Source organism: Ruegeria sp. AM4 (assembly GCF_056540665.1).
Genome location: NZ_JBQFXD010000004.1, coordinates 115,204 through 130,213, shown reverse-complemented (window position 1 = coordinate 130,213; position 15,010 = coordinate 115,204). Strand labels below are relative to the sequence as shown.

The window sequence follows — 15,010 nt, the reverse complement described above, 5'->3', positions numbered from 1 at the left end:
AACGATGAAAGCAGAATGGATCGCTGTCGACTGGGGAACATCCCATCTGCGGGCCTGGGCCATGCGGTCGGACACCGTGCTGGACCAAGCGCAGTCAGATAACGGCATGGCGCGGATCGCCAAAGGCGAATTCCAATCTGCGTTGCTGGACCTTATCGAGGGTTGGCTGGAGACCGCGCCGGTGGATGTCGTCGCCTGCGGCATGGTCGGCGCGCGACAAGGCTGGGTCGAAGCACCTTACGCAGCCGTTCCCTCGGCCCCGGTTCCTGCGGCGCCCGTTCGTGTGCCAAGCACCGACCCGCGTATTCGGGCTTTCGTCGTTCCCGGTCTGAAGCAACTGGACCCGCCCGACGTCATGCGCGGCGAGGAAACGCAGATCGCCGGATTTCTGCGTACGCGACCGAATTGGGACGGCGTACTCTGCCTGCCCGGCACCCATACCAAATGGGTACAAGTCAGCGCCGGAGAGGTCGTCAGCTTCCGAACCTTCATGACGGGTGAGCTGTTCGAGTTGCTGCGTGGGCAATCGGTGCTGAAACATTCGGTCGGCGACGGCTGGGATCAGACTGCCTTTGCCGAGGCGGCGAATGACACGTTGTCCAAGCCGGAACAGCTGGCGGCGCGTCTGTTTGGATTGCGGGCGGCCGATTTGCTGAATGCGCAGGATTCAGGGATTGCCAGGGCTCGTCTATCCGGCATGCTGATCGGGGCCGAACTGGCCGCTACGCGCGCCTATTGGCTGGGTCAGCAAATAGCGATCATCGGGGCCGACACGCTGGCCCAAATTTATGCAACGGCGCTGGAACAGCAGGGGGCTTTTGTCGAAACCGCAGACGCCGCCCAATCGACCCTATCGGGTCTGTTGCAAGCCCGGAACCTGACAAGAGAAACCGCATGAGCCGTCCCATCATTGCAATTCTGCGCGGTCTGCATCCATCAGAAGCCGAGGCCGTTGGTCGTATTCTGATCGACGCGGGCATCGACAAAATCGAAGTCCCGCTGAACTCTCCCGACCCTTTGGAAAGCATCGGAATTCTGTCCAATGCCTTCGGTGAACAAGCCCTGATCGGTGCCGGCACGGTGCTGAGCACGGATCAAGTTGACGCGGTCGCGGGTGTTGGGGGCAAACTGATCGTTTCACCAAACTGCGATACCGCTGTCATCGCGCGCACGGTTGCCTTGGGCCTGGAAAGCTGGCCGGGTGTCTACACCCCAACCGAGGCCTTTGCAGCCCTCGGCGCTGGTGCGACAGGGTTGAAACTGTTCCCAGGTGTCATGGCTGGCCCGGCCGGAGTGGCCGCGTTGCGCCCTGTTTTGCCCGTCGGGACCCGCGTCTACGCAGTGGGCGGTGCAGGACCCGACAATTTCGGGCAATGGATCAGCGCCGGAGCGGATGGGTTCGGCATCGGGTCCGCGCTGTTCAAACCTGGCATGACGATCACTGAAATCTCTGAGCGCGCGCAGAAAATCGTAGCTTCCTTTGATCAGGCTGCAGGATGACCGAGATCTATGATGACCGCCCTTGCCTTCTGGGAGAGGGGCCGCTGTGGCACCCGGAGCGGCAGCAGCTTTTTTGGTTCGACATCAACCGCAAACGGTTGATGACCCGTAAAAACGCGGCAGCCAAAAGCTGGGATTTCGACGAACATGTCTCGGCCGCCGGATGGGTTGATCGTGAGACCCTGCTGATCGCGTCTGAGACCGGGTTGTGGCGGTTTGGGCTGGACTCTGGTCAGAAAGATCGGGTTGTCGGACTAGAAGCGGATAATCCCACCACCCGCTCAAACGATGGGCGCGCGGACCCTTGGGGCGGGTTCTGGATCGGCACGATGGGCAAGCAGGCCGAGCCAGGTGCCGGTGCGATTTACCGCTATTGGCGCGGCGAATTGCGGCAATTGGTGCCGGACGTGACGATATCGAACGCGATCTGCTTCGCACCTGACAAATCCTATTCCTATTTCTGTGATACGACCACGAAACAAGTCATGCGCTGGGATTTGAACGCTCAGACCGGTTGGCCCGAAGGGGACGCCCGGGTCTTTCTTGATCTTCGGGCCGATGGTCTGAACCCGGATGGAGCAGTTGTTGACGCCGATGGCAACATCTGGATCGCTCAATGGGGCGCGGCGCGGGTCGCTGTCTATAATGCGACCGGGCAGTTTCAGCGCGCGATTTCGATACCGGCGCAGCATACATCGTGCCCGGGATTTGGCGGCGAAGACCTGACCACTTTGTTCTGCACAACAGCCCGTGAGGGGCTGAGTGCCGACGAGATCAACACAAACCCTTCCAACGGTATGACCTTTGCCGCGCCAAACGCTGGGCAGGGTCAGGCGGAACACAGAGTAATCCTATGAAGCCGGAACTTGGCTGCTGTTACTACCCGGAGCATTGGCCCGAGGCGATGTGGGCGGACGACGCCGCGCGCATGGTTGAGACCGGCCTGACCTGGGTTCGCATCGGTGAATTCGCCTGGAGCCGGATGGAGCCGGAACTGGGTCATTTGCAATTCGACTGGCTGGACCGGGCCGTCGAGACGCTGGGTGCGGCAGGCCTCAAGATTGTCATGGGAACGCCTACCGCGACGCCTCCGCGCTGGATGCTGGACAAGCATCCGGACATGCTGGCCCGAGATGCGCAAGGACATCCGCGAAAATTTGGGTCGCGGCGTCACTATTGCTTTAGCCATGCCGGATACATCCAGGAATGCCAACGCATCACGCGCATCATGGGTGAACGCTATGGCAGGAACCCGCATGTCGCAGCGTGGCAGATCGATAACGAATATGGCTGCCACGACACGACGATCAGCTACAGCGCCGCGGCGCTGAATGCCTTCCGGCTTTGGCTCGCGCGACAATACGGGTCCGTCGAGGCCTTGAACAATGCCTGGGGCAATGTGTTCTGGTCGATGGACTACAACAGTTTCGAGCAAATCGAGCTGCCGAACCAGACTGTGACCGAAGCCAACCCCGCGCACGCGCTTGCGTTTCGCCGGTTCAGCTCGGATCAGGTCGTGGCGTTCAACAAGGCGCAGGTTGACGTGTTACGCGGACTGACGGACGCGCCTTTGCTGCACAATTACATGGGTCGGGTGTTGGAGTTCGATCACTTCGCGATGGGTGCCGATCTGGATATCGCCACGTGGGACAGCTATCCCATCGGCTTCTTGTCGGACCGTATCGAGGCAGAGCAGACGCACAAAACCACTTATCTGCAGCAGGGCGATCCAGACATGCAGGCGTTCCACCATGACCTGTACCGCGCTGTTGGTCGTGGGCGCTGGTGGGTGATGGAACAACAGCCGGGACCTGTAAACTGGGCCCCGTACAACCCTGCCCCGCTGCCCGGAATGGTCAGGCTCTGGTCGCTTGAGGCTGTAGCCCACGGCGCCGAGGTGGTCAGCTATTTCCGCTGGCGGCAAGCGCCCATGGCGCAAGAGCAGATGCATGCAGGGTTGCTGACACCAGACAACCGCGCTGCCCCCGGGCTGACCGAAGCACGTCAAACGGCGGATGATCTGGCAGGATTGGGGAACGTGGTACAGACGCAGGCTCGGGTGGCGATTGTATTCGACTATGCCTCTGACTGGGCGTGGACCACCCAGCCGCAGGGGGCGGGTTTCGACTATTTCCGACTGGTGTTCTCGGCCTACCGGGCGTTGCGCCGCGCCGGGCTATCCGTGGACTTTGTGTCCGCAACTGATGTTCCGAAAGACGGCTACGATCTGATCCTCGCGCCGGGGCTGGCCACGCTTGGGGGCGACGTCGCTGCCGAGATCAAAAATGGCGCGCGACTTGCGGTATTTGGCCCGCGTGCCGGAGCGATCACGCCGGATTTTCAGATACCTGAACAGGGCCGCCCCGGCCTGCCAGGTCTGGATTGCGAAGTGGATCTGATCGAAACGCTGCCGCCGCAGATCAAAAGACACGTTACCGGCGGCGGTGCAGCGCAGCATTGGGTGGAACGTGTATCAGGTAGCGCGCCGGATGTGCTGTCGTTTGAGGACGGCACCTCAGTCCTGCGCGCTGGTGATGGCCTTTGGTACCTTGCCGGCTTTCCGGATGACGATTTGTGGGACCGGATCGTTGCGATGGCCGCCCGTGAAACGGGTGTCACACTACATGTGATGCCCAAAGGTCTGCGGCGGCGCGAAACTGCGGACCACGTGTTCCTGATCAATTACAACGCCGATGCGGTGGAATGGAACGGGCATGTCATAAACGGTTGCGATGTCGCGATCCTTGCGCAAGATTCGTCTCGTCCTGCCTGAATCGATCAGCTGACAAAGAAATTGATACCGCTAACATAAGCTGCTAGAGGGCGGACAGCCGGTCTTGGCCACAACAGGTTGCGCACATGACTTATACCCGTTCCGACTTTCCGGATTCGTTCCTATTTGGCCTCTCGGCGGATGACCCCGGCCCTATGTCTCTGACCGGTGGGCTCGATGCGTTTCGGTTCCCGGTTCACTGGCAAATGGTCTTGCCGCATGGTCGCGGCGAGCCGGATCCTGCTGGCTTGGATCATTACAAGCGTATGACCGATGCGCTGCTGGATCACGGATTGCGACCCTGCGCTACGCTGGATTCGTCGACCTTGCCTGCCGAACTGGCGGACCTGGGCGGTTGGCGCAATCGCGATATCGCACATTGGTACGCGGATTTTGCCGAGACGGTCATCGCACATATCGGCGACCGGCTTTTCAGCGCAGCGCCGAGAACGCGTTTATGGCCTGCCGGCGATCCGACCGCTGATAACCCGGACATGCGTGTCGTGGTACGCAGCCTGCACCACCACCTTCTGGCGACCGGCACGGCGATTGGCGCTATGCGCAGTTACGGCATGGCCAATCTCGGCCTGGATATTCAGCTTGACGGACCCGCGGCTATCACCCTTATCAACGCTCATTTTTGCGGTCGCTACCAAGACGACCTGCTGACGACGTTCAAGCCGCACCTACCGGACCAATGGCAAAGCGACTTCGCCACGATTAGCGAACCTGTCGATTGGTGTCTTTTGGATGTTTCGCAACAAGAAATTGTCGAATTTTCAGAGCTATTGTCTTGCCTGCAGCGAGACCACACAAAGGAAACTCCTCTGTATGTTCTTGCTGACATGGAAACCGAGGAAGGCGTCGGCACCGTGATAGATGGCCTACAATCGGCCCTCAAAACAGGTGTTCCGGTAAATGGGCTGTTTGCGTGCGCGTCCGGCGCGGTCCCTGCGCCGTTTCAAAGACTGCTTTCGGCAGAAAAACAGCCCACCCCATGGGTTGCATCATCGAATGCGCTGCATGCGCATTGGAACATGGTTGCGGATGTGGGCGGCACCAATACGCGTCTGGGCGTTGTGACAAACGGAACCTTGGACGAACTGCACAAATTCCCGACAGGCAAGCTGGACGACTTTCGCGCGGCGTTGCACAGCGTACGCGAGGCGGTCGGCACCGACCCGCAGGCGGTTGTGGCGGCAGGGGCAGGTCCGCTGCGAGATGGCGTCATTCAGTTGACCAACGTACCGCTGACGCTGTCACGGGATACGCTCGCCAGCGCGACCGGGGCGAAACGTTCGTTCGTAATCAACGATTTCACCGCTGCGGCATGGTCGGTGGCTGACGTTACAGCCAAAGATGTCACCGTCTTGCAAGGCGCAGAAACACCGCCGTCGGGCACACGGTTGGTGGTAGGCCCGGGCACAGGGCTTGGTGTTGGAGCTTTGCTGTATTCCGAGGGGCATTATCACGCGGTCTCGGGTGAAGGTGGCCATATGGGCCTGTCTCCGCGCCATCGGGACGAGGTTGACGTGTTCGACGCAGCGCGCCGTATTGCCCCCGAATGTTTTTTCGCCGACAGCCTCGTCATCGAAGCCGAAATGTTCCTGAGCGGGACCGGCCTGCCGATCCTCTACCAGGCGATCGGCATGGCCGGAGGTCAACCGGACACGCCTGCGCGGACAGCCAAGGACATCCTGCAGAGCGCTCGCGATGGAAACGATACTGTCGCCGTCAAGGCGGCCCGCATGTTTACCGAACATCTCGGCGCAATTATGGGGGACCTTGCCGTGGCCCTTATCCCATCCGGCGGCGTCTTTCTGCTGGGGGGCGTTGCCGAGAAAAATCGATGGCTTTTCGGCCAGGATTTCCTGACCGCATTCAACGCAGGTGGCCGGTTCGACGATTTGCGGCAAAGCATGAACCTGTACGTGTCTGAGATGGATGAATTCGGCATTGTTGGCGCTAACAATTTCTGCAAGAATGCGCTTGCACGATGATCTTTGCCTGTAAAGGAACCCCATCATGATCCTGTGCTGCGGCGAAGCCCTGATCGACATGATCGCCGAACCCACGGTCTCGGGCGGGCATGGCTTTGTACCCCATTCCGGAGGCGCAGTTTTCAACACGGCCATCGGCATTGGTCGGTTGGGCGGTCGGGTCGGGATGCTGACTGGCATTTCGACCGATATGTTCGGCCAGCAACTGACTGCGGCCTTGCAGATCAGTCATGTCGACACCAGCCAAGTTATCGTTTCCGACCGCCCCACCACATTGGCCTTTGTGCAGCTACAAGACGGGCACGCCACCTACAGCTTTGTGGATGAAAACACGGCCGGTCGGATGCTGACACCCGCTGACATCCCGGATCAACTGCCTGGTGTATCGGCGCTGTATCTTGGTGGTATCAGCTTGGCCTGCGAACCCTGTGCGGATGCCTATGCAGCGCTTCTGGCGCGCCACGGTGCGGACAAGGCGATTATGCTGGATCCCAATATCCGGCCCGATTTCATAGCTGATCAGACTCGGTACCGCACGCGTCTGAACCGAATGATCGCACAAGCGGATATCGTGAAGGTCTCGGACGAGGATCTTGACTGGATCATACCCGGCCCCGAACCGCTTGCGGAAAAGATCCCGCTTTTGTTGCAGGCGGGGCCGGTGCTGGTGATCCTGACCCGTGGCCGCGCAGGCGCGACCGGCTACATGGCAGACGGGACAGAGGTCTCTGTACCTTCTGGCAAAGCAGATGTTGTGGATACCGTCGGTGCTGGAGATACGTTCAATGCGGGTGTTCTGGCGTCTCTGGATGCCGCCGAATGCCTGAGCAAACCGGGCTTGCGATCGCTGTCCGCCGACACATTGCGCGCAGCGCTTGTACAGGGCGCAAAAGTGGCCGCCATCACCGTTTCCCGCGCCGGGGCCAACCCGCCCTGGGCGCACGAGCTTTGACGCAGAGAGACCCTCATGAAACGATCTGATATCAACCGTATCAAGCGCGATGCACAGGACTTTATCAAATCCTTCGGCGCGGTGTTGCCGCCCTTCGCGGACTGGTCCCCCGATCAAATGCGCGGCACGCAGGCAGAGGGCATTCGCGCGCGCGGTCTGGGGTGGGACATCACCGACTATGGCCAAGGCCGGTTTGACGAACTTGGTCTATTTCTGTTCACCCTGCGCAACGGGGACTTCGATGATCTGAGCAAGGGCCGCGGCATGCTTTATGCCGAGAAACTGCTGATTTCGCGGGACAAACAGCTTTCACCGATGCACCGGCATATCCTCAAGGCCGAAGATATCATCAACCGCGGCGGCGGCGATCTGGTGATGGAGATTTACGCCTCGGACCCACAGGGCGGAATTGACCGCGACACTCCGGTTGTTGTGCCCAGCGACGGCTGTCCGGTCACCATCCAGCCTGGCGAATTGATGCGGCTGAAGCCGGGGCAGAGCGTTACTTTGATGCCCGGCATCTGGCATGCATTCTGGGCCGAACAGGGTGACTGCCTGATTGGCGAGGTCTCGACCGTGAATGACGATCGCACGGACAATGTTTTCGAGGACCCGATCCCGCGGTTTGCAACCATTGAAGAAGACGTTGAGCCCGATTTCCTGCTGGTTTCCGACTATTCCTGAACCGAAGTGAAGCGCGCGCGACGCGACGGCACTCTGGCCAAATGCGGCGCTCGGAGACACAGTCTGTCGAAACAGGATTGAAACGAGAGGACCGGTGTAAACCGGACGAGCGGTTGAGAGCGGGAAAAGTCATCAAATTCACACTCGGGGCCTTGGGTCTGGGTGTTGTCACAGCTGTTGGGTATTTGCTGATCGCTCCGCCGGATTTGCTGAAGGTCGGAACGAATTATTCTGCCAAGATTGTCTGTTCCAACGTGTTCATCGCGGGGCGCGACGCCGGTCTGGTTCTGACTGAAGACGTTCAGGCACCGGGCCATCCGCTGTTGCGTCATGTATCGGTCGAGGTAGACCCCGATCAGCAGAGCGTGACGGCGCGACTGTTCGGCGTTTTTGCCCCCGCCACATCGCAGCACCGCGCCGGGCTGGGATGTGCCAATCTGCATGACGCGGACCTGAGCGCGCAGACCTTGGCAGCCCCGGCCCCGCGCCCTGACGGGCTTTGGCCCACGGGCAACAATGTCGCCCTGTCACAGACCCCTGCCCTTTTGGACGTTATGTCCGATGAAGCACTTCTGGGTCCGGGCTACCGCGCCGTTGTGGTTGTCAAGAATGGGCGAATTGTTGGCGAAAGTTACGCGCCGGGTTTTGACGCCAACACCCCATTGTTGGGCTGGTCCATGACCAAAACGGTCACCGCCGGGCTGATTGGAACGTTGGTGGAGGCTGGCAAGATCAACATTGCTGACACGCTCACCAATAGCTATCCGGACTGGGCGCAGGACGACAGGGCTGAGATCACGGTCGAGGATATGTTGGCCATGTCCAGCGGCCTGATCTGGAACGAGGACTATGGTGACGTTTCAGACGTAACCCGAATGCTCTATCTCAATGACGACATGGCCGGGTTCGCCGCAGATCGCGCGCTGTCGACCGCGCCGGGTGACACGTTCAATTACTCTTCGGGCACATCCACCGTGCTGTCGCGGGTCTGGCAGGATGTCGTGGGCGATGGCAGCTTGACCTATCCGCGTGACGCCTTGTTCGACCCATTGGGCATGACCTCTGTTGTGCTGGAGACCGACGCAAACGACACTTACGTCGGTTCAAGCTACATGTATGCGACGGCCCGCGATTGGGCGCGTTTCGGGCAGCTTCTGTTGCAAGGCGGGGTTTGGGACGGGCAGCAAATGCTGCCCGAAGGGTTCACCGACTGGATGTTCGAACCGGTCGCTGCGTCTGACGGGCAATATGCCAAAGGTCATTTGTGGATTGACGCCCCGGGTGGCATGCCGCCCTTTGAGGATGCTGTCTGGCTGCAAGGCCATGACGGCCAATCGGTTGGTGTGTTTCCGTCGCGCGATCTGGTGATCGTCCGGCTGGGCTTAACGCCTTCGCGGCTGGGGTATTCCCCAGTGCCGCTGGCAAAGGCGGTGATCGCAGCCGTGGGGGACTGACGGTATCGGTCTACATCTCGCGGTCCGGAAACGGGAACTCGGGGGGTGGCGATGTATTTGATTGGAAACTCCGCGTCGCGGCATCACAGACGGCATAGCCCCAGTTTATCAGCTGTTCCTGCTCTTTGTCGGTAAAGCGGTTCAGCCTTGTGCGGGTTCTTGAAAGGTCCAGAGCGGTTTCAGGGCTAACGGTCAGGTTGGGCGCCAATTTGATCTTGCCTGGCTTTTGTCCAATTCCCCAATAGGCAAGTTTGTCCCCGCGCCATTTCAGCAAATCGTACAGATATCGCAGGCGAACGCCCCGCACCTGATCCATCGTCATGTTCAGCGTGCGCAGAACCTGTTTCGGCGACAACAGTGCGAACCCGCGTTTCAAGCGGAACGCCGCACCTGCGTCGCTAACCAAAACGGTACCATAATGATCGATACGCTCGACCCCGAGGTTGTCATAGGATCCGCCATCGGTCAGTTGCAATTCGCGCTTCTGATCGACGTCATCGAACAGTTCGGCACCGTTCATCCAACTCCAATCGTCCGGGTTGAACTGTAAAATCACCGGCGACAGGACCGGTGGAAAGGCGCTGGAGGCCGCAACGGCCTTAGCCAGACGGAAGCCCGTCACGTCTTTGACCTCGCCAATCATATAGTCAGCAATGCGGCGATCGGAAAACCGAACCAGGCGCCCGGTCGACAAGTTGGCTGCCTTGTAGATGAAATGCGGCGCTGCTGGCAGTTTATCCAACGTGCAGCCACCATAAAGCGCTTCGTCATAGGCATCCATCAACCGATCAGTGACGCCTTTGCCAAAGGGCAGCAAGCCCAGAATGATGACCCTCAGATCCAGTGTCCGACTGCAAAGAGCGCGTAGAGGCGCAACGATCTGATCCTGAAACTTGGGGGACACGCCATTGGCGTCAAACTGAAGTTCATCCCATTTGACTGCCAGACGCCCCGACACGATCGATCCGCCTGAGACACTGGTGATGCGGTCAAGCTGCGGCAGGTAACCCAGCTCATTCAGCCGGATCAACGCACCGGTATGAAACAGAACCGCCCGGAAGCCACCGCCTGACAACGCAAGACCCTTGAGCGATTTGTACGTGTTGGGTTGTGAAGCAGGTTCAGACATCGGACACCTCGTTCAAAATTTCGGGTATTTCATCGTGGTTGCTGTACCAGATCGGGGTAATTCCCAGTTCTTTCAGCACCGCCTCGTCCATGGCTTTGTCGACATCGTCAACCGCAGACGTGATCCCGCGAATGTCGCGCTCGTACGTTGCCGCACCTTTCTGTGCGGGACCGCGAGAGAACCCGACGGTCTCGGACGCCCCCCAATTCTTGACCCCGGAGTTCTCGAATTCATAGTAGAGCCCAATCGCTTTCTTGTTGATTTCGTCAACGGCCTTTTTCTTGACTTTGATCTTTCCGGGTTTGCGCATCAGCGCATACAGGTCCGGACGCACAGGCGCTTGTTTCAGCGCATCCAGCAGCCTGCGAATGTTCCTGTCGGACAAAGACAACCCGACCATGACGCCGATACTGTTGGACATCTCGCGCAGTTGGACGATGTTGGACCAGTGATAGGGATCGGTTGCGGTCTGGTTATATTCCTCTTCCGAGAACACCAGCCCTCCATCCCGATTGTTCGGGTCGGGCGCAAAAGGCAGGTAACCGTGAACGTGAAAAACCGGCAGATGCTGTGCCTCGGGCGGGGTTTTGTCGAACACAGGTGAAACGCCCCGCTGGCCAATGTCCATCAGAGCACGCTCAAGCAGATCATCATAGTTGTATGTAATGACCGAGCGGACGCCGAATTTCTCCGATGCTTTGGCCAGACACAAATCGCGAACCGCGTTTAGCGTCGCGTTGCGATCCGTCGGGGGCGGTTCCTGCTGGGTCAGTTCTTCGGTCTGCAAACCATACAATGCGTTGCGCAGAGCCGCCTTGAACTCGTCCTCTCCGGTGTCACTTTCCGACAGCATCGCCTTGAGTTTCCGGGCGGTGATTTCCAGCGGTTCCTGGCGCGTGCTTAGGTACCAATCCGCAATGGCGAAGAGATAATTTGGGTAAGGCCGCCATCCTTGCAGATGTTGTTCGGAAACGGTTGCGAAATAAAGCGCCAGAACCAGTTTTTCCCAGGTTGGCAAACCGCTTCCGGCTGATACTCCCGCCCCCAGATACAGTGTCAGGCATTGGTCAGCAAAGGCCGCTTGCAGCTTCTTACGGTGTTCCTTGGGAATTTTGCTACGCACGCTGCACCCCCTAAAACCCTATGGGCCCCAACAGGTCGATCCTGACCCCGCGCCGATCTGCTGGCACCTTAATATCCAGATTGCTCGCTACGCCCGCGTGGGCGTTGATCCAGAAGGCCAGACCGTCATTCTGTGGCGTCCACGGCTTACCCCGGCTCGTCGCATAGTCGAGGCTTTTCGCATCGATCTCAGCAATCGAATAGGTAAAATGAAAAGTCATGGCCGCGCCGTTGCGTGCCTGTCGGATCATGTCCAACGTCTTGGGATGGGGGTTGCCATGATCGCCATTCCCGCTGAACACGTAGTGGTCCGCTGTCACACGCTCAAAGAACTCTGCCTCGGAACTGCGCGGACTGCCATGGTGCTGCACTTTCAGAACGTCGACATGAAAGCTGCCGCCAGGTTGCAACAGCGCGCGTTTCTCAAGCCCGGTCAGAACCTTGTCGCCCCTTGCATCGCCGGTCAAAAGGACGGATCTACCGCCTGCTTCGCACAGCATGACGATCGAAGACAGGTTGGTTACACTGGTATCTTTCGAGAACGCCGCCAAAAACGCGTCAGCCGCCGGGATGCCCAGCCCTTTCTTTTCAAGATATTTGTCATAGTCCCGCTGCAAACGATCGATCTCGGCCCGCATCGGACCGATTATGGTGATCTTGAGGTCATCCCCGAAACTGTTGACCACATCGGTGCCGGTTTCGGTCATCTGTATCAGGTCTTCTGGTCGGAACGGCGCGTTCACCGCGAGCCCCTGCGCCACCAGAGGTGCCAGAGCATTTCGCAGGTCGCGGCCCTGTCGGATGCTGGCCAAAACAGCGTCGCTTTCGTCTTTTTCCTCACCCAGTATCCGCATCAAATCGGATCTACTGTCGTTGGAATTCAACGACGCCAGGCCGTTCACCACTACCGGCAGGTCATCTGCGGCGTTTCCTAGAATGTCGTCAAAGACGTTGTGCCAAAGCCGATGGATATCCAGAAATCTAGGATCGACACCGCCGGTAACGATCTCGGCCTCGTCACGCACCAGTTCAAGCACGCCGTTGATGTGATCGTCATCCAGATGACTGACGACAAGCATATCGACGGTAAGCGGCTGTGTGGCGGTGAGGCCCTTGTGCTTTCGAATGTCGTCCAGCCTGGGACGCAAAAAGGGGCCATAGACTTGCGAAGGTCCTCCATCGACAACACAGATCCCGGGGTTGGCGGCAGAGCCGAAATACAGGATCAGGCAATCGCCTTTGCGGGCGGGCAACGCTTCGAGTGAAAGAATGTCCGGCACGTGTTCATCCTCCGTCAGACCGATTGCAGGGCGCGCAGCACATCGACCAGTCCCGCGCCCTGAAAGGCGCGCTCCCGGCCCAGATCGGTGGCCGAGCTGCATAAAATGGCCTTGATCCTCTGCGGCTCGCCTCGCAATTCCTTGAACCGGGCCATCAGGATCGCCGCCGCACCGCTGACATGGGGCGCAGCCATCGACGTCCCTTCGAGTACACCCAGCTGCCCGTTGCAAACCGGCGCGTTGATCTTTTCCCCGGGTGCGACCAGATCAGGTTTCATCCGGCCATCCCCGGTTGGCCCGCGGCTGGAAAAATAGCTGACACCGTAGTTGTGCGGCTCGCGCCTATGCGTCGAACCGACCGTGATAACGGCCTGTGCGTTGCCCGGATCGGTGATCGAGGTGTCCGTGTGCAGGTCAACCACACCTGCGGCGGTGTGGAACTGATTATATCCGCGATTTCCGGCTGCTGCGACGACAACAACCCGGTTTCCCACCAGATTTTCTGCCTCGGAACAAACCGGGGTACGTCCGCAGGCATAGTTGGTCACGTCATGCGGGATCGACATCGAGATGTTGACGCCGTGAACATACAAAAAATCCTGCCGCTGGTTCAGATAGCGCACCAATCGTTGGGCAGCGATAACAGCGAATTCGGTAGTTTCGGGCTGATCCCCGACGACCATCAGGTCGATCAGCTCGATATCGCGGCACATGCCATAGACCCAACGTGGTCCTTCGCGGCCATGTTCGACCCATGTGCCACCCAGTGTCCCTGCCACATGCGTTCCGTGATCATTGTTGGGTACGACCGAGTGATCGACACGCAGCAATTCCTCGACCAGTTCCCAATTGAAGGGTCTGCCTTTTGAAAGGTCGTCAAAAGCGGTTTCCACCAACTCGCTCACACGGATGCGTAATGGGCTCGATGTCGATTGCGAACCGGTTCGGTTGCGCAGAACCGTTTCCACCAGATCTTTCCGACCCTTCGCGTTCCGGATCAGATCCCTGTCACGAAACCTCTTGAGGATGGTCAGATCGTATTTCGCCTTGACCCGCGAGCGTTCGGGCGCAACGGCTTTGCCAAAGAAATCACCTTTCAACCAATCGTTTCGCTCAGTGTCGTCTTCAAAGCGGTAGAAGGCAGGATGCGTGGCGTCGATACCTGAATCGATGACCGCCCAGGTGATTTTGGCGGTCGAGATATTGAACACCCGATAGGCCGCATCCGCTTTGGTCGTTGTCACCGACTCCATGCTGCTGACGTCTGCCTTACGGTTCAGGCTCAGCGTGAAAATCATCCTGGGATCGAAACTTGCACCCTGATCCGCGTAGAAACGCGTTTTGGGTTCGGACCGGCGACGCAGATGCTGCAGATCAAGGATTGAGCCGATGGATGACATAATCTCACCCACGCTGATCTGGTCCAGCCGCCGTATGATCAAACGTCCATGATCCTGCGGTTCGGTCGAGTTGCTTAGCTTTGCAATCAACTCTTCGCTTGGGCTGCGCGCGGCCTCAAGCATGGCGATCAGCACCAGAATCCGCAGGGTGCTATCCGGTATGGGCTGAATAGGTTGGGTGGCAACTTTGTTTAGACTTGCCTGGAGTTCGCTTAGCCGATCGGTGCGCGAAATGTCGTCAGAGCCCAGAAAGACAAAGGCTGCACCCACCAATTCGGCGATCCGCTCGACCTGAAGTTCCGCTACACAAGCCCCCAATCCGTCCGTTTCCCACCAGCGAGTCAGCGGCATAACAACGTTTACCACCTCGCCCAGATCGAGCCGGGCCGTTGTCAAGCCGGGTATGTCAGATACAGCGTTCCGGTGGGTCTGGTTTGGCGGACGCTCCCACGATTGGAACCTGGCCTGCAATTCGTCTGCGACGTGATGGGCTTGATGGCCATGGCGTGGTACCAGCAGACAATCTGGCGTCGCCGAAGGATTTGCCGCCAAATGCATCCAGATCTCGGGCAATACCGGCGAGTCCTGGGTAAAACGCTGCCCACCGGATGCGCTGTACAAAACGGACTTAACCAATTTCGCGTCAGTTGCGACGTTCTGCATGAAACCACCTGTCATAAACTGCTGTCAGGCTAACACCCGATCGGTATTTCAAC

12 protein-coding genes are annotated in these 15,010 nt (G+C 58.9%); 8 read left to right on the top strand and 4 right to left on the bottom strand.

The genetic code is table 11. The features are described from left to right. Nucleotides 1–4 precede the first annotated feature (4 nt). The 8 genes from ACR0JA_RS10210 (at nucleotide 5) to ACR0JA_RS10175 (ending at nucleotide 9,363) form a co-directional block, all read left to right on the top strand. Entirely contained in the window at nucleotides 5–898 is an 894-nt protein-coding gene (locus ACR0JA_RS10210) for a 2-dehydro-3-deoxygalactonokinase (RefSeq protein WP_480573655.1), read from the top strand. Next, a complete protein-coding gene (locus tag ACR0JA_RS10205) occupies nucleotides 895–1,500 on the top strand; it encodes a 2-dehydro-3-deoxy-6-phosphogalactonate aldolase (protein WP_480573652.1) in 606 nt (201 codons plus the stop codon). Before ACR0JA_RS10210 ends, ACR0JA_RS10205 begins: the two co-directional genes overlap by 4 nt. Beyond that, nucleotides 1,497–2,357, top strand: a complete 861-nt coding sequence (locus ACR0JA_RS10200; RefSeq protein WP_480573649.1) for an SMP-30/gluconolactonase/LRE family protein — start codon at nucleotides 1,497–1,499, stop codon at nucleotides 2,355–2,357. The genes ACR0JA_RS10205 and ACR0JA_RS10200 overlap by 4 nt, the downstream gene beginning before the upstream one ends. After that, nucleotides 2,354–4,273: a beta-galactosidase gene (locus ACR0JA_RS10195; protein WP_480573646.1), complete on the top strand. Its 1,920-nt coding sequence runs from the start codon at nucleotides 2,354–2,356 to the stop codon at nucleotides 4,271–4,273. The genes ACR0JA_RS10200 and ACR0JA_RS10195 overlap by 4 nt, the downstream gene beginning before the upstream one ends. A gap of 86 nt (nucleotides 4,274–4,359) precedes the next feature. Next, nucleotides 4,360–6,273, top strand: a complete 1,914-nt coding sequence (locus tag ACR0JA_RS10190; protein ID WP_480573643.1) for a family 1 glycosylhydrolase — start codon at nucleotides 4,360–4,362, stop codon at nucleotides 6,271–6,273. A gap of 25 nt (nucleotides 6,274–6,298) precedes the next feature. Continuing rightward, nucleotides 6,299–7,225 (top strand): carbohydrate kinase family protein, encoded by a 927-nt coding sequence (locus tag ACR0JA_RS10185; RefSeq protein ID WP_480573640.1) that lies wholly within the window; start codon nucleotides 6,299–6,301, stop codon nucleotides 7,223–7,225. A gap of 15 nt (nucleotides 7,226–7,240) precedes the next feature. Further along, nucleotides 7,241–7,909: a D-lyxose/D-mannose family sugar isomerase gene (locus ACR0JA_RS10180; protein ID WP_480573638.1), complete on the top strand. Its 669-nt coding sequence runs from the start codon at nucleotides 7,241–7,243 to the stop codon at nucleotides 7,907–7,909. Nucleotides 7,910–8,022: 113 nt separating this feature from the next. After that, nucleotides 8,023–9,363, top strand: coding sequence for a serine hydrolase domain-containing protein (locus tag ACR0JA_RS10175; protein ID WP_480573635.1), 1,341 nt, complete (start codon nucleotides 8,023–8,025; stop codon nucleotides 9,361–9,363). 10 nt (nucleotides 9,364–9,373) lie between these two features. Here ACR0JA_RS10175 and ACR0JA_RS10170 read toward each other — a convergent pair whose 3' ends face one another. From ACR0JA_RS10170 to ACR0JA_RS10155, 4 genes are read right to left on the bottom strand one after another with little or no spacing between them, the layout of a single operon-like run. Then, complete coding sequence (locus tag ACR0JA_RS10170; protein WP_480573632.1) at nucleotides 9,374–10,492, bottom strand: patatin-like phospholipase family protein; 1,119 nt, start codon at nucleotides 10,490–10,492, stop codon at nucleotides 9,374–9,376. Beyond that, nucleotides 10,485–11,615 carry an SIR2 family protein gene (locus ACR0JA_RS10165; RefSeq protein ID WP_480573629.1) on the bottom strand — a complete coding sequence of 377 codons (1,131 nt, stop codon included), beginning with the start codon at nucleotides 11,613–11,615 and terminating at the stop codon, nucleotides 10,485–10,487. The genes ACR0JA_RS10170 and ACR0JA_RS10165 overlap by 8 nt, the downstream gene beginning before the upstream one ends. A gap of 10 nt (nucleotides 11,616–11,625) precedes the next feature. After that, nucleotides 11,626–12,894: a ComEC/Rec2 family competence protein gene (locus ACR0JA_RS10160; protein WP_480573627.1), complete on the bottom strand. Its 1,269-nt coding sequence runs from the start codon at nucleotides 12,892–12,894 to the stop codon at nucleotides 11,626–11,628. A 14-nt stretch (nucleotides 12,895–12,908) separates the two neighbouring features. Beyond that, nucleotides 12,909–14,957: a S8 family serine peptidase gene (locus ACR0JA_RS10155; RefSeq protein ID WP_480573623.1), complete on the bottom strand. Its 2,049-nt coding sequence runs from the start codon at nucleotides 14,955–14,957 to the stop codon at nucleotides 12,909–12,911. Nucleotides 14,958–15,010 lie beyond the last annotated feature (53 nt).